Origin of the sequence: Hydrogenophaga sp., assembly GCF_036675665.1 — a bacterium.
Lineage (GTDB): Bacteria > Pseudomonadota > Gammaproteobacteria > Burkholderiales > Burkholderiaceae_C > Hydrogenophaga.
In genome coordinates, this window is the sequence record NZ_JAKFEO010000030.1 from 56,749 (window position 1) to 77,476 (window position 20,728).

A 20,728-nucleotide genomic window follows, 5' to 3' on the forward strand; every position below is an offset into this window, starting at 1 on the left:
ATCACGCCAGATCGAAGCGATCCAGGTTCATCACCTTGTTCCAGGCCGCCACGAAATCGCGCACGAACTTCGGCTGTGCGTCGCTGCTGGCGTAAACCTCGGCCAGGGCACGCAGCTGGGAGTTGGAGCCAAAGACGAGATCCACCACCGTGCCGGTGCCTTTGGCGGCGCCGCTCACCCGGTCGCGGCCTTCCAGCACGCCGGGCTCGGCGGCGGACTTCTGCCAGGTCGTGCCCATGTCGAGCAGGTTCACGAAGAAGTCGTTGGTCAGGGTTTCGGGCCGCTGTGTGAAGACACCGTGCGGGGTTTGCCCCACGTTGGCGTTGAGCACGCGCAGGCCGCCGATCAGCACCGTCATCTCGGGCGCGGTCAGTGTGAGCAGGTTGGCCTTGTCCAGCAGGCGCTCGGCCGTCGAGCTCTCGAATCCCTTGCGCGCGTGGTTGCGGAAGCCGTCCGTGATCGGCTCCAGCGGGGCGAACGACGCCACATCGGTCTGGGCCTGCGTGGCATCGGTGCGGCCGGGCGAGAAGGGCACCTTGACCTCATGGCCGGCCTTCTTCGCCGCGGCCTCGACCGCTGCGCAGCCGCCCAGCACGATCAGGTCGGCCAGCGAAATCTTCTTGCCGCCCGACTGCGCGCTGTTGAAGTCTTGCTGCACCGCTTCGAGCTTCGCCAGCACCTGAGCCAGTTGTGCCGGCTGGTTGACTTCCCAGTCTTTCTGCGGCGCCAGGCGGATGCGAGCGCCGTTGGCCCCACCGCGCTTGTCGGAACCGCGGAAGGTGGACGCGGAGGCCCAGGCCGTGGTGACCAGCTGGGAGATCGACAGGCCGGATGCCAGCAGCCGGGCCTTGAGGGTGGCCACGTCCTGCTCGTTGACCAGGGGATGGTCGACGGCGGGCACCGGGTCTTGCCAGATCAGCTCCTCTTTGGGCACGAGCGGACCGAGGTAGCGGGACAGCGGCCCCATGTCGCGGTGCGTCAGCTTGAACCAGGCGCGGGCGAACGCATCATGGAACGCCTGCGGGTTGGCCATGAAGTGGCGCGAGATCTTTTCATACGTCGGGTCCATGCGCATGCCCATGTCGGCCGTCGTCATGGTCGGGACCTGGCGTTTGTTCGGATCATGCGCATCGGGCGCCGTCGCTGCGTCCGCGTTCTTGGGATTCCACTGGTGGGCGCCGGCCGGGCTCTTGTTGAGCATCCATTCGTTGCCGAACAGGGTCTCAAAATAGCTGTGGTCCCACTGGGTGGGGGTGGGCGTCCATGGGCCCTCGATGCCGCTGGTGATGGCGTGCGCGCCCTTGCCGCTGCCAAAGGTATTCTTCCAGCCCAGACCTTGCTCTTCGATGCCCGCGCCCTCGGGCTCGGCACCCACGTACTGGCCCGGATTGGCCGCGCCGTGGGATTTGCCGAAGGTGTGGCCACCGGCGGTGAGCGCCACGGTCTCTTCGTCGTTCATGGCCATGCGGGCAAAGGTTTCGCGGACGTCGCGCGCCGAACCGAGTGGGTCGGGGTTGCCGTTGGGGCCTTCCGGGTTCACGTAGATCAGGCCCATCTGCACGGCGCCCAGCGGGTTCTCGAGTTCGCGGTCGCCGGTGTAGCGCTGGTCGCCCATCCACTCGGACTCGGGGCCCCAGTAGATGTCTTCCGGCTCCCAGACGTCGGCGCGGCCGCCGGCGAAGCCGAAGGTCTTGAAGCCCATCGATTCCAGGGCCACGTTGCCGGTGAGGATCATCAGATCGGCCCACGAGAGCTTGTTGCCGTACTTCTGCTTGATCGGCCACAGCAGGCGGCGTGCCTTGTCGAGGTTGCCGTTGTCCGGCCAGCTGTTGAGCGGCGCAAACCGCTGCGTGCCGGAGCCCGCGCCACCGCGGCCGTCGGCAATGCGGTAGGTGCCGGCGCTGTGCCAGGCCATGCGGATGAAGAAGGGGCCGTAGTGGCCGTAGTCAGCGGGCCACCAGTCCTGGGAGTCGGTCATCAGGGCATGCAGGTCCTGGATCACGGCATCCAGGTCGAGGCTCTTGAATGCCTCGGCATAGTTGAAGTCCTCGCCCATGGGGTCGTTGAGCGGGGAATGCTGGTTGAGCAGCTTGACGTTGAGCTGGTTGGGCCACCAGTTGGCGTTGGTGGAGGTGCCGGCCACGGCATTTTTGGGCACGCCGCTCGAGAAGGGGCATTGGGGTTCGCTGGACAAGGTATCTCCTTTGGTGGGCGTTGATGACCTTGTCGACTCTAGTGTTGGCCCCCTGATCGATCAATGCAATTTTGGCAATGAAAGCCATAGCGGCTGCCGGGCACTTGCCGGCGGTGCCTCAGCGCATGTGCAACAGCGGTCCCGCGGACAGGTCGTGTTGCGGGCCGGCTGACGCGGCTCGCATGATCGAGGACTTGCGTGACGTGAGTCCGCAGAGACGCAAGGTTTCCGGGTCCCTGGAGCCGTTGAAGAACGCCTGCAGTGCGAGGCGAAACACCAGTTCCTCGGGCGCGGCTTCACTGAACAGCGTCATGCAGGAGAAGAACTTCAGGTCGTCGGGCCCACCCAGGATCTGGCTGGCCGATTTCTGGGTGTGGCGCAGCACGGTGGTGGTGCACTCGTGCAGGCGCGGGCCGAGCACCGGGTGCTTCTGAAAGGCCCGGGCCTCGTCCAGGCATTCGATGCCATAGAACTGGGCCCTCTGGCTGCTGCCCAGACCGCGGTGCTGGGGAAAGACGAACCAGATCCAGTGGCTCTGCTTCTGGCCGGCTTTGAGTTCTTCCAGCACCTGGTCGTAGACGGGGTTCTGGGCATCGAGGAAGCGTTGAAGATTCATGGTGGCGGGCTGCGCTGAAGCGAAGTGCCAAAACTATCACGCTGTGGTGTCATCGCCCACCACAGGTGGGGGATGAACCGCCCGCCGGTCAGTCGGTGGGGTGGTCGTTGGTGCGCCATTCACCCAGGCGCCGGTAGAGCAGCCCGCGTGAGACACCGAGCTGGCGCGCCGCCCGCGACACATTGCCGCCACAGGCGGCGAGTGTGCTTTCGATCAGCGCGCGGTTGGCGTGGTGCAGGGTTGGCACGGCCGGGGCGTCGGGTGGCGCTGCGTCGGGCAGGTCGGCGGGGGGCAGGGGCGGCGTCTCGATGCCGGGGGACATCGGCGCATCGGGCCGGGCCTGGACCCACAGTGTCAGGCCGTTGGGGCATGGGCGCGGCTGCGGACGACCGTGGTGGGCGAGCGAGAGCAGGTCTTCGAGCCCGAGCCCGAGCAGCGCCTCGGCGTCGGTGGGTTGTGCGGGCACCGGCTCGCTGCCCAGCAGGCTGGCGCCGGTCTGGTTGAGCCAGACCACGCGGCCTTGCCCGTCCACGGCGGCCAGGCCTTCCAGCGGTGTGTGCAGCAGGGCCGGACTCGACTGGAAACGCAGCAGCAGCAGCGCGGCCGATTGCGCCTCGAACAAACGGTTTTCGATGGCGGTGGCGTACAGCCGCACCATGGCGGCGGCATCGAAGCGGAAGGCTTCACCCTCGATGGAGAGGTCCAGCACGCCGGCCAGATCGCCGCGCGCGTTGCGGATCGGCGCGGCGGCACACTGCATGACCGAGACGCCGGTGAAGAAGTGCTCGGCGCCTCGCACCATGCAGGCTTCACCGGTGCGCGCCACCACGCTGGGCGCGGTGGTGCCCATGTGGTTTTCATTGAGGTTGACGCCCACGCGCGCGACGTTCGGCATCAGGCCGTCTTCGGCGCGCGAGGTGGGTGTGACCTGGATCAGCACCCCGTCGGGCCCGGTGAGCAAGGCCTTGCACGGAGTGCCGGCCAGGGCCGCGTCGAGTTGTTGCAGGTCGTGGCGGGCGGCCTGCAACAGCAGGCGGTTGCGCGCCAGCGCGCTGGCGATGCGCGCCTTGGTCACCGGCTCCAGGTCGATCGGCTCGGAGGGCCGGCGGTTGGCCACCGTGCAGCGCATCCACGACTGGATCACCAGCTCGGGCACCAGACCCGAGGGGCGCTGACCCTCGTCAAAGAACATCTCGCGCGCCAACGCCACACGCTGTTCGGGCGTGGCGAAGAACAGGCCCGCCGTGCGGGGTGGCGCGGAGGGCCTGGTGGAGGCGCGGAGGTTGGGTGGGCGTTGCATGGGGCGTGGCTGTTCGACTGTGTACCGCCGTGGCACAAATGCGCGCTAGGGAAAGTACTGAGCGGCGCTTGCGCGGGGCTGGCGTCTACGATCGACCGACCGAACAAACCGCGGCACGGCGCACCCCCACACGAGCGAGACACCGACAACATGAACCACCCGCCCAGCCCATCCTCCCAGGCCTTTTTGCAGGCGCGTGATCAGCTGCTCGCCCTGCGCGGCGACCCCGCCGCGGCCAGCGCGCAGTTTCGCTGGCCCGCGCTCACGGCATTCAATTGGGCGCTGGACCACTTCGACGCCATGGCGAAGGGCAATGACGCCACCGCGCTGTGGATCGTGGACGCCGAGGGCACCGAGGAGCGGTTGTCGTTTGCGCAGCTCGCGCAGCGCTCCAGCCAGGTGGCCAACTTCCTGCGCGCGCAGGGCGTGCAGCGCGGCGAGCGCGTGCTCATGGTGCTGGGCAATGAACGCGCGCTGTGGGAGACGATGCTGGCCGCCATCAAGCTCGGCGCGGTGCTGATCCCGGCCACGGCGCTGCTCACGCCCGACGACCTGCGCGACCGCATCGACCGCGGCGATGTGAAACATGTGGTGGTGGGCGCCGTGCAGGTGCCCAAGTTTGAATCGATCACGGGCAGTTTTTCGCGCATCTGCGTGGGTACGCCACAGCCGGGCTGGGTGGATTTCGCCGCATCGAACGACGCGCCAACCACGTTCGATCCGCAGGGCACGACGCTGGCCACCGACCCGATGCTGCTGTACTTCACCTCGGGCACCACCTCGCAGCCCAAGCTGGTGCTGCACACCCACCAGAGTTACCCGGTGGGCCATCTCTCCACCATGTACTGGCTCGGCCTGAAGGCCGGCGACATGCACCTCAACATCTCATCACCGGGCTGGGCCAAGCACGCCTGGAGCTGTTTCTACGCGCCGTGGAACGCGGGCGCCTGCGTCTTCATCTACAACACGCCGCGCTTCAGTTCGCAGGGCCTGCTGGCCGTGCTGGAACGCTGCCGCGTCACCAGCCTGTGCGCGCCGCCCACGGTGTGGCGCATGCTGATCCAGGAAGATCTGGCCGCCTGGCAAGGGCGGCTGGCGCTGCGCGAGGTGATTGGCGCGGGCGAACCGCTGAACCCGGAAATCATCGAGCGGATCCGCCAGGCCTGGGGCCTCACGCTGCGCGACGGTTACGGCCAGACCGAGACCACCGCACAGGTGGGCAATGCGCCGGGCCTGCCCCTCAAACCCGGCTCCATGGGCCTGCCGCTGCCGGGCTACAAGATCCGCTTGCTCGACGCCGACGGGCACGAAGCCGATGAGGGCGAGGTCTGCATCGACCTGAGCGAGCGCCCGCTGGGGCTGATGGTGGGTTACCTCGACAGCCCGGAGAAAAACGCCGAGGTCATGCGCGATGGCCACTACCACACGGGCGACACCGCCGCGCGCGATGCCGACGGCTACCTCACCTTCGTGGGCCGCGCCGACGACGTGTTCAAGGCCTCGGGCTACCGCATCAGCCCGTTCGAGCTGGAGAGCGCGCTCATCGAGCACGAAGCGGTGGTGGAGGTGGCGGTGGTGCCGTGCCCGGACCCGGTGCGCACGGCCGTGCCCAAGGCTTATCTGATCCTCGCACCCGGCGCCGTGCCGGGACCCGAGCTGGCCGAAGCGATCTTTGCGTTTGCGCGCCAGCAGCTCGCACCCTACAAGCGCGTGCGCCGCATCGAGTTCGTGGGTGAGTTGCCCAAGACCATCTCGGGAAAGATCCGCCGCGTGCAGCTGCGCGCGCAGGAGGTGGAGCGGCAGGCGAGCGGCGCGCGCGGCGCTGGCGAACATCTGGAAAGCGATTTTCCGAATCTGCGCCAGGACGATTGAGGCAGGTTCCCCCAAGCGTGCAGAACGGGCCGGCGAGCCCACTTTTCAAAGGTGGTGCGGAGGATCAGAATTTCCGCCCCCATGTTGAAAAGGAGGTCGGCCATGAAACGAAAAATCCATGCCTTGGGCCTGGCCGTGGCGGCCAGTGTGGCGGCGTGCGGCGGTGGCGAGTTGCTGGCGGTGCTGCAGATCGTCACGCCACTGGGTGGCGCCTGGAGCAACGCCGGTTTCACCACCACCATCCAGTTCACCTCGCCGTCGCCGTTGGTCCAGGTCTTTGCCACGAAGCTCGACGTCACGGCCACCGTCGACTCCGACGATGGGGTGTGCGGGGCCACACCGGGCAACCCGGTGGATCTGGTGGGCACCCTGGAGAACGGCGCCGTGGTGCTGCGCCCGGCGGCGCCAGCGAACGCACCCATCTGCATCCAGGGCACCTTCTCCGATCTGCGCAAGCTCGACACGGTGGCCCTGGGCGCACAGCCCGCGCGCAGCTACACCAACAGCCGCGTCGATGTGCAGATGCAGGCCGGCCTGTGGATCAGCGAAAGCGGCACGCTCACCCTGAAGTTCAACGAGCCGTCCTCGGTGGACAACTTCACCGGTGCCAACACCGAGCCCGTGACCGGCTGTGACGTGACCGTCCCCGCCGCCAAGGTCAACTTCGAAGGTGAGATGCGCGGCTTTGTCGTGGCCTCCCTGAGCCGTCCCCTGATTCCGGAGCTGGTCAACCCGTTGAACGCCGCGCAGAAACTGTTCACCCAGGTCGAGTTCGTCGACGGTGCCACCTTGCGCCTGCTCAACGCCGGGGGCGTGCTCGTGACGCTCAAGCGCCAGCCCAACCCGGGCAACGTGAGCTGCTGAGTCAGGGCAGGGCCGGCAGAAAGTGCGAGCGGCGCAGCACCACCGGCGCCTGCGATCCGGCCTGCACCTCGATCTCGTCGCGCGCCTGTGCACGCGCCCACAGCGCGCGCAGCGCACCGCTCGCCGGGCCGTTCACCCAGTGGTGCACCACGTCGCCTTCGCGCAGGCCGGCCAGCGCGGCTGGACCCCCGGGCAAAACGGTCTCGATGACCACCGCCTCGCCCTGTTGAACCAGCGACAGTCCGAAGCCTCCCGGCACCGCCAGACGGCGGGGCTCGACGCAGGCGTGTCGCCGGTCCAGGTCGATCCACCAGCGCGTGCCGTCGAGCAGCGCGGTGCCGGCCAGTCCCTGAACGTCGGGTGCCAGCGCGCGGTGCAGCGCGGGCGCGCTCAGCCGCACCACCGGTACCTGGGTGCGCTGCAAGGCACCCACGCTCACGCTGGCCGCCCACGCCAGGCCGGGCACCGCGGCGCGGGCCGGCGTGGCTTCAACGCGCACCACCGCCGCCGGGTTGCCCGTGTCCAGCATCAGGGATTCGGCGGCGGCGTCGTTCACGCGAACCGTGATCACCGGCAGGCCGCGGTAGACACCGAGATCGAATGCCTGCATGCCTTCGGGGCACCGGGTGGTGTCGGTGGCGCTGGGCGCCAGGGCCAGTGTCCAGTTCCTCAGGTCCAGATCGAGCGTGTGGCCCCGGAGCAGCGGCAGGCCCAGAATGCCCTCGATGCCCTCGCCCGCGGGACCCAGCACACCGCCGAGGTCGTCGATGCGCACGGCGTTCTGGTCCGCCAGACGCCAGGCGCCGATGTGCAGCGCGGGCAAGCTCACTTCGGTGCCATTCACCGCGCCCAGCGCCGTCTCGACCCGCACGCTGGCGCCAGTGGCCAGTCCATGGCGCTCGGCAAAGTGGCGCGAGACGATGTGGCGGGTGCTGCCGGTGTCGATGATCCAGCGCCCCGGCCGGCCCTCCACCTGCACCACCACCTCGATCCACCCGCCCACATCGCCCAGACTCAGGCGCTGCAGGGGCACGCGCTCGGCGCGGGCCTGCGCCCCGGCCAGCAGCAACGCGCCCGCCAGCAGCCAGGGTGCGCCACGCTGCAGCCAGCCATTCATGGCCGCAACGTGTCCACGTAGTCGGCGGTTCGCTCCACCAGTTCGGCCATCACCGGCTCCAGCGCCGTCACGCGTGTTTCCCGCCGGGCATCGGCGCTGGCCAACGCGCTTGCGTCCCGGCTCAGCACGGTGTCGAAAGCGTTGATCGACTCGATCACGTCGTTGAGCGCGAACGCCGCACCGTGGTAGACCTCGTTGCGGATGAAGGTCATGAGTCGGGCGAATCCCTTTTGCGCCGCGCCGCCGAAGCGCCATCGGATCTCGGCGTCCAGGCCCACCAGGCGCGGAATGAACTGCTCGGTGAACAGGTTGTAGGCGTCCTTCACCCGCACCAGGTGCGCCACCGCGTCGTCTTTCACCAGCGTGGCCAGCGGCCAGGCCAGTGCTGCCTTCACTGCGTACAGGCGCGTCTGGAATTCCACCAGGTCGCGCTCCAGCGTGTCGACGAAGCGGCGGTTGCTGTCGCCCTTGGGCTCCATGCGGTCGAGCCAGTCGCTGGCCCAATGAAACAGCGTCTGTGCGATGGCCGCGCGGGCTTTGTCGATGCCGCTGTCGCTGCGGTCGCTGGCGTCGATGAAGAGCCGCTGCGCAAACTGCTGAAACGGCGGCGCACTGGCCGCCAGATCGATGCCCGCTTCGATGACGACGGGCAGGACGAACACGCGGTCCTTCTGCGCCTCGCGCGCCATGGCCCAGTTCACCTCCTGCGCCACCCAGGCCTTGGCCAGCGACATGCGGCTGATCAGCACGATGAAAACATGGCTGTCTTCAATGGCCGTGATGATGGTCGGGTCCAGCTTCTCGCCACCGAGCAACTCCCGCACATCGACCCAGGCGTCGATGAAGTCGGGCAGCTGGGCCAGCGAAAGTGCCAGTGGCTTGTCCTCCCAGGCGTGGCTGATGAAAACGCGCATCGTCGTGCTCCATCCGGTCGTGGCGCCACTGTCGGTGCACCACCGGAGCATGTCAACCCATGGCCAGCGCCGCTTGTCCCGATGAGCGGTTGACTGGGTGGACCAAGTGCTCTCCTGTAGGGTACGGGGGTGGGTAGCATCAAGAGTGCCGAATCCCCGCAATGCCCCCTGGAAGCCCCCACCCATGAAGAACCGCCCCACTGCCGTCTCTGGAATGTCCCGCCGCACGTTCAGCGGGCTCATGGCCGGCGCCGCTGTGCTCGGCGTGCCCAGCTTGCGCGCGCAGTCGGGCAACCGCATCGTGCTGGGCCAGTCGGCCGCGTTCACGGGTGCCGCCGCGCAACTGGGCATCCAGTTTCATGCGGGTTCCAAGCTGTTCTTCGATCAGCTCAATGCCCAGGGCGGGGTGAATCAGCAGCGTGTGGAGATCTTGCAGCTGGACGACGGCTACGAGCCGGACCGCTGCGTCGACAACACCAACAAGCTCATCTCGGCCGACGTGTTCGCGCTGTTCGGCTACATCGGCACGCCCACCAGCGTGGCCGCGTTGCCGCTGGCTTTCAAGGCCGACGTGCCGTTCTTCGCGCCGTTCACCGGTGCCATGGGCCTGCGCCAGCCTTTCAACCGGCTCGCGTTCCACTTGCGCGCCTCGTACAACGACGAGACCGAGCTCATCGTGCGCCAGCTCACCAACCTGGGCCTGAAGAAGATCGCGGTGTTCCACCAGAACGATGCCTACGGCAAGGCCGGCCTCGACGGCACGGTGCTGGCGCTGAAATCGCGCAACCTGGAACCGGTGGCCACCGCCACGGTGGAGCGCAATTCGGTCGAGGTGGCGAAGGCGGTGGAGACGATCAACGCGGCCAGGCCCGACGCGGTGGTGCAGATCAGTGCCTACAAGTCGTGCGCGGCATACATCCGCGCGGCCAAGGCGGCCGGTTACGGGGGCACGTTCTACAACGTGTCGTTCGTGGGCACGCAGGCATTGGCCGACGAGCTGGGCAAGGACGGCGCGGGTGTGGTGGTGTCACAGGTGATGCCCACGCCCTACGCGGCTTCCAAGCCGATCTCGCGCGAATTTCAGGAAGCGATTGCCAAAGGTGGCAACAAGGTGCAGGCCAACTTCTCCAGCATGGAGGGCTTCATGGCCGCCAAGCTCTTCGCCGAAGGACTGCGCCGCGCGGGCTCGCGCATCACGCGCGATGGCCTCATCAGCGGGTTGGAGTCGATCGGCACCACCTCCTTCGGAGGCTATTCGGTGTCGCTCAGCCCGACCAACCACGTGGCCTCGCGTTACGCGGAGCTGTCCATGCTCACAGGCGACGGACGCGTGCGGACCTGAGGGGTCAGCGCCACGAAAACGCCTGCATGCCGGATCAGCCCTGCTGACAAAGGGCGCTCGGCTGCTCCCAGCCCGAGCCGTTGCGCGGCCACTCGACGAGCACGCCTTCATCGGTCTGGGCCACGACGCGGCCGTCGGTGCGGTCCAGGCTGCCCTGGTGCAGGCGGTTGACACGAACGCCGACCGGGAAACGGGGTGTCTGGAAAAAGGTCTGAAAAAACTTCAACATGGCAACGATCCTAGGGTTAACCCTTATTTTAGGTGTTTGAAGCGTAAAGCGGCTGTTTCATCAGAATTGCTAATGAAACATCAAGGGTGACTCCCCAAGCCCGGGTCGCTCGATCGGTTTGCGTTTTCGCGGCTGCCCTGATGAGCGTCGGCAGGCCTGAGCGCGCCGCCGGGACTTGACAAAAAGTCGCACCATCGCGCCGGCTTTTGGCCGATACTGAAATCCAGAACCGCAGCCGCAGACCCTGGGTGGTTGGCTGGCGCGGTCGCTGATCGCCCTCCCTGTGTCCCTTCCCGAATGAGACGCCATGGACAACACGTCAGCCACTCCCCGACTCTCCACCAGCGTTTGCGCCCTGTATGACCGGGTGCCCTGCGGACTCGTCTCCATCGACGCGGAGCTGCGCGTGGTCCACATCAACCGCACGCTGGTCGACTGGCTGGCCCTGGATGCCCGCGGCTTCGAGGAGGGCCGACCCACCCAGCCCACGGATTTCCTGAGCCTCGTGGGCCTGACCGATGCGCACTCCCGTGCCTTGCTGGGTTCGTACCTGGCCATGCTCGCGCGCGGGGGCCTGGGTGCTCCGCTGGAGCTGGACATCGCGGGCCCGAGCGACAAGGTGTTCAGGGTGGAGGTCGGCATCGACCCGGTGCTGGATGCCGATGGGCACTTTCTGTGCGCCAGCGCGGTGGTGCTGGATGCCACCGCGCGCAGCCAGGCCGAACACCAGGTGGCCCAGCTCCGGCGCGACCTGGAGCAACGCGTGAGCCGGCGCACCAACCAGTTGATGGCTGCGAACAAGGACATCGACGTGTTCTCGCACAGCGTCTCGCACGATCTGCGTGCGCCGCTGCGCCACATTTCCAGCTTCGTGGCGCTGGCGCAGGAGCGCCTGGGCACCGGCGGTGACAGCCAGCTGCTGCAATACCTGACTTCCATCGCCAAGTCCAGCAAGCGCATGGGTCTGATGATCGAAGGCTTGCTGGAGTACGCGCGCATGGGGCGCGTGTCGCTGGCGCGCCAGCAGGTGCCTTTGAGCCCGCTGGTGCACGGTGTGGTGCGGCACCTCCAGGTCGAGCATCCGGCGCGTTCGATCGAGTGGGTGATCGACGACGATCTGCCCCAGGTGCGGGGTGACGCGATCCTGTTGGCCGAGGTGCTGCGCAACCTGCTGGAGAACGCGGTGAACTTCACGCGCACGCGGCCCGCGGCCCGCATCGAGGTCGGCCAGTGGACCGACAGCACCGGTGAGCGGGTGGTGTTCGTGCGGGACAACGGCGTGGGCTTTGACCTGGAGCATGCGCCCAACCTGTTTGCCCTGTTCCAGCGGCAACACCACTCGATGGACTACGAGGGCATCGGCACCGGTCTGGCCCTGACGCAGCGCATCGTCCAGCGCCACGGCGGGCGCATCTGGTGCGAGGCGGCCTCCAGCGCTGGATGCACCTTTGCCATCAGCCTGCCGGCGCAGGTGATCGATCCGGAGAGCGAGTTCGGCCGGCTGCCGGCCTGAGCGGGCAGCGCGGCCTTCGTTCAGAAGCGCCGCGTGAGCTCGACCCCGGCCGAGAGCGAACGGCCCTGACCAGGTTCGAAGAAGCGGTTGTTGCCATCGTTGACGATCACCGAGCCCACGTGCTTCCTGTCGGTGAGGTTGTCGATGCGCACGAACTCGCGCCACGTCCACGCGCCGGTGGTCTGCTCGAAGCGCGCGCCGATGCCCAGCAAGGTGTGCTTTTCCGCCAGCGCGGTGGTGCGGGTGTTGGCGTCGTTCGCAAACACGCTGCCGGTGTGCCGGGCCTCCAGCGTGAAGACGCCGCCGATGCCCGAGACCATTGCCGGTGACCACGCCAGTTGTGCGAAGAGCTGGTGTTCGGGCAGACCCGGCATGCGGTTGCCGGCGGGAATGCTGGCGGTGCCGCTGCCGTAGCGCGCGCGCAGGTAGGTGTAGGCGCTGCTCAGCGTGACGTTGCCCATGCCGTACTCGGCCGAGAGTTCCAGGCCCTGGCGTTTTGTGCTGCCGCCGTTGGCGAAGGTCGCGCGCCCATCGATCGTGCCGGCCGAGACGATCTCGTCGCGGGTGCGGATGTCGAACAGCGTGGCGTTCCACAGGCCCGCCGCGTTGCGACCGCGCAGGCCGAGCTCGGCGCTGGTGCTGCGTGATGCATTGAGGGCCGTGTTGAGGCCGGCGCCGCCATCGCTGCGGTACGCGGCCTCGTTGAGCGTGGGCGTTTCCAGGCCCCGCCCCACGGCGGCGAAGGCCTGCAGCTGCGGCGCGAGTTGCCAGCGCACCCCGACCACCGGCAGGTAGCCGCTGAAGTTCACGCCGCCGCTCTGGTCACCGTTGGACAGAAAGGTGTCGGAGGACGCGTACCGCGCGTTGACCCGGCGCAGCCCGCCTTCGAGTGTCCAGTCTTCTTTCTGCCACGACGCGCGCACGTAGGGATCGAGCGTGGTGGCGCGGTTGGTCTCGTCGCGCCGCAGCGCTCCGGGCACGCCCAGCGCGGTCGGTGTGGCGGCCGGCCCGGTGAAGTTCTGATAGCCGCGACGCAGGTCGGTTTGCCGATCGCCGGCCAGGCCGGCGCTCAGGTCCAGTTGGCCTCCTTGCCACGCGCGCTGCAGGCGCCAGCGGGCGTTGAAGCCCCAGTAGTCGCGGTCGAGGTCGATCACACCGCCCGAGTTGCCGGGACTGGTGACGGGGTTCTGGTTGCCCGGCGGGATCGACTGGAACTGGATCACCCGGCGCTGGCCGGCGTAGCCCATGAGTTCGACCTTGTGTCCGTTGCCCAGCGCCTGGTCCCAGGCCAGGCCAGCCTGTGTCTGCGAGACCGACTTGCGCGTGTTGAAGAGGATGGGTTGGGGCGCAGTCTGCTCGGGGTTGGCATCGAACTGCGCGCGGCTCAAGCCCTGCGGATCGCGTGCGAACGCGCTCTGCCGATTGAAGACCAGGGTGGTGCGCCCACCGTCGTGGGCGCGCGAGAGTCGGGCGTTGGCGGTGCTGCGGTGAGCTGCCGACTGCGCTCGCGCGCCGTCGGTGGCGAACTTGCCCACGTCCAGCGTGTACGACCAGCCCGGTGCCTCGGTCGTGCCGGTCTTGCCGGTTGCCTGGGTCGAGAAACGCCACAAGCCGTTGGCGCCTGCGGCCACACCCGCGCGGATCTCGCCCGGGCGGCCACCGTCTTCGGTGTACAGCAGGATGGCCCCGCCACTGGAGGCGCCATACAGCGCCGAGAACGGCCCACGCACGACCTCGATGCGCTCGGCGCTGCCCAGCGGGAAGTTGGCCGCCTGGCCCGAGCCGTCGGGCGCGCTCGCGGGAATGCCGTCGACAAACAGGCGCACGCCGCGCACACCAAAGGTGCTGCGCGCGCCATGGCCGCGGATGGAGACCTGCAGGTCCTGTGCGTAGTTCTCGCGGTTGCGGATGACCAGGCCCGGCACGCGCGCCAGACCCTCGGACAGGTTGATCTGCAGCTGGCCGTCGCGCAGTTCGGGGCCGTCGACCACGTCCACCGTGGCGCTGCCGCGCCAGCGCCGCTCGGCCGAGCTGCTGCCGGTGATGACGATCGGCGCCAGGGCGCCGCCATCGGCTTCGGGCGGTTGGGGCATGGTCTGGGCATGCAGCCAGGCGGGCAGCACGGCCAGGGGAAAAAGAACCAGGGAGCGCACTTGCATGGTGGGGATGGGGCTTGGATGTCAGGGAACTTGAACGCTGATCTGCAGCGACGAATACCAGGCGGCGAGATCCTCGATCTCGGCGTCGGTCAGGGGTTTGGCGATCACGCCCATCACTTCGTGGGGGCGCTTGCCACTGCGGTAGTTCTTGAGCTGTTCGACCAGGTAGATGGTGGGTTGACCCGCCAGGTGGGGAGCGTTGGGCGCCATGGACATGCCGTTGGGACCGTGGCAGACCGCGCAGGCCGCGTTGGCCTTGGCTCGGCCCACCACGGGATCGGCTGCGTGGGCAGCGCCGACGCTCAGGGCGGCGACCAGGAGGATGGGGATTCGCATGGGAAAGAGATCCGTTCGAACATGAAGGGGCGCCAGGCAACCCGCGTGGGTCGCCTGGCGCCAGGGACCGGGTGCCCGATCAGTTTGGTGAGTAGGTGACGCGGTAGATCGCGCCGACGTAGTCGTCCGAGATCAGCAGCGAGCCATCCTTCATCGGCGCCACGTCCACCGGGCGGCCCTTGTACACGCCATTGCCGTCCAGCCAGCCCTCGGCGAACACCTCGGCCTTGCCGGCGGTGCCGTCGGCGTTGAGGGGGACGAAGTTGATCAACGCGCCGGTGGCCTGGCTGCGGTTCCACGAGCCGTGCGCGGCCACGAAGATGCCGCCCTGGTACCTGGCCGGAAACTGCTTGCCGTTGTAGAAGGTCATGCCCAGCTGGGCCTGGTGGGCCGGGAACTCCACCTGCGGGAAGACCGCGTTGGCGGGTTCCTTCATGTCCTTGAGGTCGATGGCGGCGGGCGAACCGGCCACCTTGTACTTGCCGTTCCAGTAGGGGTAGCCGAAGTGTTCACCGACCTTGGTGGCGCGGTTGAGTTCGCCCGGCGGCACGTCGTCACCCAGGCCGTCGGTCTGGTTGTCGGTCCACCACACCGACTTGTCCTTGGGGTTGATGTCCATGCCGACCGAGTTGCGCATGCCGCGCGAGAACACCTCGCGCTTGGAACCGTCGAACGCGTTCATGCGCACCACACCGCCAATGCCGAGCTTGTCGTACAGCTCGACCTTGCCCGCCGGCTGCACGTTGTGCGGCTGGCCCAGGGTGATGTAGAGCGTGCCGTCATCGGCCACGCGGCAGGTGCGAGCGCCGTGGTTGAACGACTCCTCCTCCACCGGGATCAGGCCGCCCTGGGGCACCACCTCGATCACGGCCACGTCCGGGCCTTCGTAGAAGAACTCGGCGGCCGGGAAGTTGAGCACGCGGTTGTGCTCGACCACGATCAGGAAACCGTCCTTGGTCCAGCACACGCCGTTGGGCACCTTGAAGTTGAGCGACGGCGCGAAGGGTTTCACCTCGTCGGCCGCGCCGTCACCGTTGCGGTCGGTCACGGCCCAGACACGGGTCTTGCGCGTGCCCACGAAGAGCATGTTGGTGGAGGGTGCCACCGCCATGTGACGCGCGTCGGGCACCACGGCGTAGAGGTCGATCTTGAAGCCGGGGGGCAGCTTCACGGCTTTGAGGTTGGCGCGGATCGCATCGGCGTTCTTGCCCTCCTGCGGAACCGGCGGAATGTTGAGGTCGACGCCTGACACCTTCATCTGCTTGAGTGTGGCCAGGTTGTCCTTGCCAGCCTGGGCCAGTGCGCCCGTGGCCAAGCCGCAGGCCATCAGCGCCAGCAGCAGCTTCTTGCTTGTCATGTTGGTCTCCTCTGTGTGATTCGAAGTCTCGAAAACCACTTCTCGAGAAAATCATTCTGGAGGGAAACCGGGGCCGGGTGCAAGCCACATGCGTGGTGTGGGATTGGCTGTCGCGCCGCTCAAACGCCTCAGGGGAGTCAGTCGGGCACCACCGCCGTCACTTCGATCTCCACCTTGGCCCGCGCTTCGACCAGCGCGCTGACCTCCACGCAGGTCATGGCGGGGAAGTGTTTGCCCATCACCTCGCGGTAGGCCGCGCCGAGTTCGCGCAGGCGGTTGTTGTACTCCACCCGGTCGGTGATGTACCAGGTCATGCGCACCATGTGCTGCGGTGCCGCGTCGGCACAGGCCAGCACGTCGCGGATGTTGAGCAGCGCCTGGCGCGTCTGCGCGATGAAGTCGTCGCTCTCGAAGGTCTGGCTGGCGTTCCAGCCGATCTGGCCGCCGACGAAGACATGGGTGCCGCGCGCGGCGATGCCGTTGGCGTAGCCCTTGGGGGTGGCCCAGCCGGGCGGTTGCAGGTGTTTCATGTGAGAGCCGTCATTCAAAGAAAAAAGCAAAGGGCGTGGACACCGCCAGCCAACCCGCGAGCGCCACAGCCCAACCCAGGGACACCGAGGGTCCGGCTCCGACGGCCCCAGGTGTCGCCCCCCTCCAAGCCGAAGGCGCCAGAGAGGGGGGTGGCGCCGTGAGGCGACGCGGGGGGGGGTCATGTGCTGGCTTGCTGGCGCAGGGCAAAACGTTGCAGCTTGCCGGTTTCGGTGCGCGGAAGCTGGGTCACGAAGACCACTTCGCGCGGGTATTTGTAGGGTGCGAGGCTGTGCTTCACGTGGTCCTGCAGCGCCTTCACCTGCGCTGCGTCGGCGGTTTCGCCGGGCTTGAGCACCACGTAGGCCAGCACGATCTGGCCGCGATCGTCGTCGGGCTTGCCCACCACGCCGCACTCGGCCACGGCCGGGTGTTCCAGCAGGGCGGCTTCCACCTCGGGGCCGGCCACGTTGTAGCCGGCGGTGATGATCATGTCGTCGGTGCGCGCCTGGTAGAAGAAGTAGCCGTCCGCATCCATGCGGAAGGCGTCGCCAGGGTGATTCCAGCCGCCCTTGACGTAGTTCGTCTGGCGCGCATCGTCGAGGTAGCGGCAACCGGTGGGGCCGATCACCGCGAGCTTGCCCACCTCACCCACCGGCAGCGGCTCACCCGCGTCGTTCACCACGCGCGCCTCGTAGCCCGGCACCACCTGGCCGATGGCGCCGCGGCGCACCGACTCGGGCGGCGAGGAGATGAAGATGTGGAACATCTCGGTGGCGCCGATGCCGTCGAGCATCTCCAGCCCCGTGGCTTGCTTCCAGAGCTGGCGCGTGGCATCGGGCAGGCCCTCGCCCGCGCTCACGCTGATGCGCAGCCGGCCGATGCCGTGCACTTTGGCGAACGCGGCCATCTGTCGGTAGAAGGTAGGCGCGGTGTAGCAGATGGTGGCGCCCACGCGGGCGATCAGCTGCACCATGGCTTCGGGCGTGTAGGGAATGGAGGGGAAGTACACCGAGGCGCCGGCCCACATGGGAAACACCAGCAGACCGCCCAGGCCGAAGGTGAAGGCCAGTGGCGGCGAGCCCACGACGATGTCGTCGGGCGTGGCGCGCAGCACGTGGCGCGGCCAGGTCTCGCAGGCGGCGAGCACGTCGCGGTGGGTGTGCACGGCGGCCTTGGGCGTGCCGGTGGTGCCCGAGGTGAAGGCGAGCAGGGCGATGTCGGTGGCGGCCGTGGGGCAGGGCGTGCTGTGCGCGCACTGGCGAGCCGCCATGGCTTCGAGCGAATGCGGCAGCTCCGCGTCACCGGTGTTGAACACCAGCAGCGTCATGCCGGCGGTGGTGGGATCGGCCGCCAGTGCCGCTTTGAGTTCGTCCTGCAGTTTCACGTCGCACAGCGCCAGCACGGGCTGCGCCTTGGCGATGATGGCGCCGAGCTCCTTGGCGCGCAGCAGCGGCATGGTGGCCACCGCGACCAGCCCGGCCTGCACCGTGGCGAGCCAGGCCAGCGCCATGGCCACCGAATTGCCGCCGCGCAGCAGCACGCGGTTGCCGGGCACCAGACCCAGCTCCACCGTGAGCGCGTTGGCGATGCGGTTCACTTCGGTCTGCGCCTGTGCGTAGCTCAGCGTGCGCTCGTCACTGCGAAACAGCGCTCGGTCGGCATGGCCGGCGGCGATGGCCCGCTCGAACAGCGCTTGCACCGCGTTGACCTGTGCGGGCAGTTGCAACTCGGGCCGGTCGAAGCGCAGCTCGGGCCACTGCTCCGGCGGCGGCAGGTGGTCGTGCACGAAGTGGTCGGCTTGCGCGCTGGGAACGAGGCGTGTGGACATGGTGGTGGTGTGTTCAGGCGCGCAGCGCGGCTTTACCGAGGATGAGCAGTTGCACTTCGCTCGCGCCTTCGTAGATGCGCAGCGAGCGGATGTCGCGGTACAGGCTCTCGATCTTCTGGCCCACCTGCACGCCGCACCCACCGAACATCTGCAGCGCCATGTCGATCACGCGCTGCGCGTTCTCGGTGGCGGTGAGCTTGGCGGTGGCCGCGGCCGTGGTGTAGGCCAGCGTGCCCGCACCCTGGGTGGCGCTGCAGTCGCGCTGCCAGGCGGCGCGGTAGGTGAGCAGGGCGGCGGCGTCGATGAGTGCGCTCATCTCGCCCAGGCGGGCCTGCGTGAGCTGGAAGTCGGCCAGCGTCTGGCCGAACATCTTGCGGTGCCTGGCCTGCGCCACCGCTTCGGCGAACGCACGGCGCGCCATGCCGAGCGCGGCCGCAGCCACCGAGGCGCGGAAGATGTCCAGTGTCTGCATGGCGAGCTTGAAGCCGCCGTGCAGCGGGCCGACCATCGCGTCGCTGGCGATGGCGCAGCCCTTGAACCGCAGCGTGGCAAGCGGGTGCGGCGCCATCACGTGGAGGTGCTCACTGCTGTCCAGGCCGGGTTGTTGTGCATCGACGATGAAGGCGCTGATGCCGCGCGCACCGGCCTGCGGGTCGGTCTTGGCGAACACCACGTAGAAGTCGGCCAGGTCGCCATTGCTGATCCAGGTCTTGGTGCCGTTCAGTGTCCAGCCGCTGGTGGTCTGCACGGCCTGCGTGGCCATGGCGGCGACGTCGGAGCCGGCCTCGGGCTCGCTCAGCGCGAAGGCCGCGATCTTCTGGCCGCTGGCCACGGCGTTCAGGTACTTCGCTTGCTGCTTGGGCGTGCCGGCGAGCGTGATGGCGCCGCTGCCCAGGCCCTGCATCGCAAACGCGAAATCGGCCAAGGGCGAATGGAAAGCCAACGTTTCGCGCAGGATCACCAGCGAACGCGAATCGAGCGCGGGCAGGGCGCCGCCGTGCGCGGCCGGCACGCAGTAGCGCAGCCAGCCGTCGCGCCCCAGGCGCGCCACCCAGTCCTTGCAGGCGGCGCGATCGTCGCTCTCGTTCACGTCTTGCAGCGCGGCCCAGTCGGCCAGGCGCGGCGCCATGCCGCGGTGGTGCGCGTCGAAGAAGGGCAGTTCCCACTGCGATTGCGGTGGGTGCATGCCGTGGGGGTGTTCGAAGGCGACCATCTCAATCACCTTGGAACTGTGGCCGCTGCTTCGCAGCGAAGGCCTCGTAGGCGCGTTTGAAATCCTGCGTCTGCATGCAGATCGCCTGCGCCTGCGCTTCGGCCTCGATCGCCTGGTCCAGCGTCATGGCCCATTCCTGGTGCAGCATGGTCTTGGTCATGCCGTGCGCGAAGGTCGGGCCCTGCGCGAGTTGCGTGGCGAGCTTGTGCGCGGCGGGCAGCAGCGCGGCGCTCTCGTGCAGCGCGTTGAAGAAACCCCAGGCGTGGCCCTCTTGCGCGTTCATGGCGCGGCCGGTGAACAGCAACTCGCTGGCGCGGCCCTGGCCGATCATGCGCGGCAGCAGGGCGCAGGCGCCCATGTCGGCACCGGCCAGGCCCACGCGGGTGAACAGGAAGGCCACCGTGGCCTGCGGCGTGCCCAGGCGCAGGTCCGAGGCCAGGGCCATCATGGCGCCCGCGCCGGCGCACACGCCGTCGAGTGCGGCCACGATGGGCTGTGGGCAGGCACGCATGGCGCTCACCAGCGCACCAGTCATGCGGGTGAAGGCCAGCAACTCGGGCATGGTCATCTTCGTGAGCGGGCCGATGATCTCGTGCACGTCGCCGCCCGAGCAGAAGTTGTTCCCCGCGCCGGTGAGCACCACGGCGCGGATGTCGGTGCTTTTCTGCAGCGCCAGGAACCAGTCGCGCAGTTCGGCGTACGACTCGAAGGTCAGCGGGTTCTTGCGCTCGGGCCGGTTGAGCGTGACGGTGGCCACCCCGTCGTTCACGCTGAGTGCGAAGTGGCTGGGGCGTGCATCGGCCATGGCGGTGTACTGGCCGCGCATGGGGTTGTGGTCGGGGATGGGGTGTTTCATGTTTCGATGCGCGTGTTGATGTCCAGCTGATGCTGTTTGACCTTGCCCAGCAGCTTGTGCAGGCTTTCCAGATCGCGTGGGCTCAGGCCCTGGAAGGCGTCCACGATCCATTCCTCGTGCTGGCGCGCCATCTCGGTGAAGGTGGTGCGGCCGTGCTCGGTGAGCGCCACGCGAAACGCGCGGCGGTCACCGTCCACGTCCAGCCGCTCCACCAGGCCTTCGTTCACCAACTGGTCGGTGATGCCGGTGACGTTGCCGCCGGTGACCATGAGCCGGTGCGAGAGCTCCTTCATCTTCAAACCCTCGGGGTGGCGCTCCAGTTGGGCCATGAGGTCGAAGCGCGGCAACGTGGTGTCGAACTGCTCGCGCAGGCCGGTGCGCACCCGTTTTTCGATCAGCTGCGAGCAGGTGAGCAGACGCAGCCACAAACGCAACTCGTGCGCGTGTTCGCTGTGTGCTCTCGCTTCCAGATCCAGAGGTGAATCGT

The 20,728-nt window shown here is 67.9% G+C and carries 18 protein-coding genes; 4 read left to right on the forward strand and 14 right to left on the reverse strand.

Features of this window, described 5'->3' with window-relative positions:
• Nucleotide 1: 1 nt before the first annotated feature.
• The 3 genes from katG to V6M63_RS10695 form a co-directional block, all read right to left on the reverse strand.
• The gene (katG, locus tag V6M63_RS10685; RefSeq protein WP_332741616.1) at nucleotides 2-2,194 is read right to left on the reverse strand and encodes a catalase/peroxidase HPI; all 2,193 of its coding nucleotides are present in this window, start codon (nucleotides 2,192-2,194) and stop codon (nucleotides 2-4) included.
• Between the two features lie 118 nt (nucleotides 2,195-2,312).
• Complete coding sequence (locus V6M63_RS10690) at nucleotides 2,313-2,810, reverse strand: DUF1810 domain-containing protein (protein WP_332741618.1); 498 nt, start codon at nucleotides 2,808-2,810, stop codon at nucleotides 2,313-2,315.
• A gap of 88 nt (nucleotides 2,811-2,898) precedes the next feature.
• Nucleotides 2,899-4,110, reverse strand: coding sequence for a helix-turn-helix domain-containing protein (locus V6M63_RS10695; RefSeq protein WP_332741620.1), 1,212 nt, complete (start codon nucleotides 4,108-4,110; stop codon nucleotides 2,899-2,901).
• 150 nt (nucleotides 4,111-4,260) lie between these two features.
• On the opposite strand from V6M63_RS10695, the gene V6M63_RS10700 reads away from it, so the two are divergent.
• Both V6M63_RS10700 and V6M63_RS10705 read left to right on the forward strand, forming a co-directional pair.
• Nucleotides 4,261-5,982 (forward strand): AMP-binding protein, encoded by a 1,722-nt coding sequence (locus tag V6M63_RS10700; protein WP_332741621.1) that lies wholly within the window; start codon nucleotides 4,261-4,263, stop codon nucleotides 5,980-5,982.
• Nucleotides 5,983-6,084: 102 nt separating this feature from the next.
• Complete coding sequence (locus V6M63_RS10705) at nucleotides 6,085-6,846, forward strand: hypothetical protein (protein ID WP_332741623.1); 762 nt, start codon at nucleotides 6,085-6,087, stop codon at nucleotides 6,844-6,846.
• Between the two features lies 1 nt (nucleotide 6,847).
• Here V6M63_RS10705 and V6M63_RS10710 read toward each other — a convergent pair whose 3' ends face one another.
• Nucleotides 6,848-7,963: an aspartyl protease family protein gene (locus V6M63_RS10710; protein WP_332741625.1), complete on the reverse strand. Its 1,116-nt coding sequence runs from the start codon at nucleotides 7,961-7,963 to the stop codon at nucleotides 6,848-6,850.
• Nucleotides 7,960-8,877: a toll/interleukin-1 receptor domain-containing protein gene (locus tag V6M63_RS10715; protein WP_332741627.1), complete on the reverse strand. Its 918-nt coding sequence runs from the start codon at nucleotides 8,875-8,877 to the stop codon at nucleotides 7,960-7,962. The genes V6M63_RS10710 and V6M63_RS10715 overlap by 4 nt, the downstream gene beginning before the upstream one ends.
• A 214-nt stretch (nucleotides 8,878-9,091) precedes the next feature.
• Between V6M63_RS10715 and V6M63_RS10720 the strand changes: the two genes are divergently transcribed.
• Entirely contained in the window at nucleotides 9,092-10,219 is a 1,128-nt protein-coding gene (locus tag V6M63_RS10720; RefSeq protein WP_332741629.1) for an ABC transporter substrate-binding protein, read from the forward strand.
• 34 nt (nucleotides 10,220-10,253) lie between these two features.
• Here the strand turns inward: V6M63_RS10720 and V6M63_RS10725 are convergent, their stop codons facing one another.
• Nucleotides 10,254-10,448 (reverse strand): hypothetical protein, encoded by a 195-nt coding sequence (locus V6M63_RS10725; protein WP_332741631.1) that lies wholly within the window; start codon nucleotides 10,446-10,448, stop codon nucleotides 10,254-10,256.
• Nucleotides 10,449-10,755: 307 nt separating this feature from the next.
• Between V6M63_RS10725 and V6M63_RS10730 the strand changes: the two genes are divergently transcribed.
• The gene (locus tag V6M63_RS10730) at nucleotides 10,756-11,961 is read left to right on the forward strand and encodes a sensor histidine kinase (RefSeq protein ID WP_332741633.1); all 1,206 of its coding nucleotides are present in this window, start codon (nucleotides 10,756-10,758) and stop codon (nucleotides 11,959-11,961) included.
• Between the two features lie 20 nt (nucleotides 11,962-11,981).
• Here the strand turns inward: V6M63_RS10730 and V6M63_RS10735 are convergent, their stop codons facing one another.
• The 8 genes from V6M63_RS10735 to V6M63_RS10770 all read right to left on the reverse strand — a co-directional run bounded on the left by V6M63_RS10735 (nucleotide 11,982) and on the right by V6M63_RS10770 (nucleotide 20,717).
• Nucleotides 11,982-14,120 (reverse strand): TonB-dependent receptor family protein, encoded by a 2,139-nt coding sequence (locus V6M63_RS10735; protein WP_332741635.1) that lies wholly within the window; start codon nucleotides 14,118-14,120, stop codon nucleotides 11,982-11,984.
• Between the two features lie 21 nt (nucleotides 14,121-14,141).
• Entirely contained in the window at nucleotides 14,142-14,456 is a 315-nt protein-coding gene (locus V6M63_RS10740) for a c-type cytochrome (RefSeq protein ID WP_332741637.1), read from the reverse strand.
• Nucleotides 14,457-14,535: 79 nt separating this feature from the next.
• Nucleotides 14,536-15,813: a PQQ-dependent sugar dehydrogenase gene (locus V6M63_RS10745; RefSeq protein ID WP_332741638.1), complete on the reverse strand. Its 1,278-nt coding sequence runs from the start codon at nucleotides 15,811-15,813 to the stop codon at nucleotides 14,536-14,538.
• Between the two features lie 137 nt (nucleotides 15,814-15,950).
• Nucleotides 15,951-16,343 (reverse strand): RidA family protein, encoded by a 393-nt coding sequence (locus V6M63_RS10750; RefSeq protein WP_332741640.1) that lies wholly within the window; start codon nucleotides 16,341-16,343, stop codon nucleotides 15,951-15,953.
• A 179-nt stretch (nucleotides 16,344-16,522) separates the two neighbouring features.
• A complete protein-coding gene (locus tag V6M63_RS10755) occupies nucleotides 16,523-18,172 on the reverse strand; it encodes an AMP-binding protein (RefSeq protein ID WP_332741641.1) in 1,650 nt (549 codons plus the stop codon).
• Between the two features lie 13 nt (nucleotides 18,173-18,185).
• Nucleotides 18,186-19,385, reverse strand: a complete 1,200-nt coding sequence (locus V6M63_RS10760; RefSeq protein ID WP_332741643.1) for an acyl-CoA dehydrogenase family protein — start codon at nucleotides 19,383-19,385, stop codon at nucleotides 18,186-18,188.
• Nucleotide 19,386: 1 nt separating this feature from the next.
• Nucleotides 19,387-20,241, reverse strand: a complete 855-nt coding sequence (locus V6M63_RS10765) for an enoyl-CoA hydratase family protein (protein ID WP_332741645.1) — start codon at nucleotides 20,239-20,241, stop codon at nucleotides 19,387-19,389.
• Entirely contained in the window at nucleotides 20,238-20,717 is a 480-nt protein-coding gene (locus V6M63_RS10770) for a MarR family winged helix-turn-helix transcriptional regulator (RefSeq protein WP_332741911.1), read from the reverse strand. Before V6M63_RS10770 ends, V6M63_RS10765 begins: the two co-directional genes overlap by 4 nt.
• Between the last annotated feature and the right edge of the window lie 11 nt (nucleotides 20,718-20,728).

What these genes read in the sequence shown, in the direction of transcription:
- V6M63_RS10690 (WP_332741618.1), bottom strand. Translation starts at nt 2,810, where the DNA reads ATGAATCTTCAACGCTTCCTCGATGCCCAGAACCCCGTCTACGACCAG.
- V6M63_RS10695 (WP_332741620.1), bottom strand. Translation starts at nt 4,110, where the DNA reads ATGCAACGCCCACCCAACCTCCGCGCCTCCACCAGGCCCTCCGCGCCA.
- V6M63_RS10700 (WP_332741621.1), top strand. Translation starts at nt 4,261, where the DNA reads ATGAACCACCCGCCCAGCCCATCCTCCCAGGCCTTTTTGCAGGCGCGT.
- V6M63_RS10705 (WP_332741623.1), top strand. Translation starts at nt 6,085, where the DNA reads ATGAAACGAAAAATCCATGCCTTGGGCCTGGCCGTGGCGGCCAGTGTG.
- V6M63_RS10710 (WP_332741625.1), bottom strand. Translation starts at nt 7,963, where the DNA reads ATGAATGGCTGGCTGCAGCGTGGCGCACCCTGGCTGCTGGCGGGCGCG.
- V6M63_RS10715 (WP_332741627.1), bottom strand. Translation starts at nt 8,877, where the DNA reads ATGCGCGTTTTCATCAGCCACGCCTGGGAGGACAAGCCACTGGCACTT.
- V6M63_RS10720 (WP_332741629.1), top strand. Translation starts at nt 9,092, where the DNA reads ATGTCCCGCCGCACGTTCAGCGGGCTCATGGCCGGCGCCGCTGTGCTC.
- V6M63_RS10725 (WP_332741631.1), bottom strand. Translation starts at nt 10,448, where the DNA reads ATGTTGAAGTTTTTTCAGACCTTTTTCCAGACACCCCGTTTCCCGGTC.
- V6M63_RS10730 (WP_332741633.1), top strand. Translation starts at nt 10,756, where the DNA reads ATGGACAACACGTCAGCCACTCCCCGACTCTCCACCAGCGTTTGCGCC.
- V6M63_RS10735 (WP_332741635.1), bottom strand. Translation starts at nt 14,120, where the DNA reads ATGCAAGTGCGCTCCCTGGTTCTTTTTCCCCTGGCCGTGCTGCCCGCC.
- V6M63_RS10740 (WP_332741637.1), bottom strand. Translation starts at nt 14,456, where the DNA reads ATGCGAATCCCCATCCTCCTGGTCGCCGCCCTGAGCGTCGGCGCTGCC.
- V6M63_RS10745 (WP_332741638.1), bottom strand. Translation starts at nt 15,813, where the DNA reads ATGACAAGCAAGAAGCTGCTGCTGGCGCTGATGGCCTGCGGCTTGGCC.
- V6M63_RS10750 (WP_332741640.1), bottom strand. Translation starts at nt 16,343, where the DNA reads ATGAAACACCTGCAACCGCCCGGCTGGGCCACCCCCAAGGGCTACGCC.
- V6M63_RS10755 (WP_332741641.1), bottom strand. Translation starts at nt 18,172, where the DNA reads ATGTCCACACGCCTCGTTCCCAGCGCGCAAGCCGACCACTTCGTGCAC.
- V6M63_RS10760 (WP_332741643.1), bottom strand. Translation starts at nt 19,385, where the DNA reads ATGGTCGCCTTCGAACACCCCCACGGCATGCACCCACCGCAATCGCAG.
- V6M63_RS10765 (WP_332741645.1), bottom strand. Translation starts at nt 20,241, where the DNA reads ATGAAACACCCCATCCCCGACCACAACCCCATGCGCGGCCAGTACACC.